Here is a 520-nt window from a genome sequence, read left to right as displayed (position 1 = left end):
TAGTGGCATGTCCTGGACCCGAAGCGGAGTGATCTACCCATGACCAGTGTGAAGCGATGGTAAGACGTCGTGGAGGCGCGAACCCACTTAGGTTGAAAACTGAGGGGATGAGTTGTGGGTAGGGGTGAAAGGCCAATCAAACTTCGTGATAGCTGGTTCTCCCCGAAATGCATTTAGGTGCAGCGTCGTGTGTTTCTTCATGGAGGTAGAGCTACTGGTTGGTTTAGCGGGACTACTATCTTAGCGACATCAGCCAAACTCCGAATACCGTGAAGTGAGAGCACGGCAGTGAGACAGCGGGGGATAAGCTTCGTTGTCGAGAGGGAAACAGCCCAGATCGCCGGTTAAGGCCCCTAAGAGTGTACTAAGTGGAAAAGGATGTGGGATCGCTTAGACAGCCAGGAGGTTGGCTTAGAAGCAGCCATCCTTGAAAGAGTGCGTAATAGCTCACTGGTCGAGTGGTTTTGCGCCGACAATGTAGTGGGGCTCAAGTACACCGCCGAAGCCGCGGAACTCAACA

General features: G+C 53.1%; 1 rRNA gene. It reads left to right on the top strand.

Annotated features, from left to right (window positions below):
* Positions 1–520 (top strand): 23S ribosomal RNA (locus QP997_RS09760); the annotation flags it as partial.

It is taken from the genome of Corynebacterium sp. MSK039 (assembly GCF_030232315.1).
Lineage (GTDB): Bacteria > Actinomycetota > Actinomycetes > Mycobacteriales > Mycobacteriaceae > Corynebacterium.
Note: the sequence above shows the minus strand (reverse complement) of the source record. Positions and strands in the feature narration are given on the sequence as shown.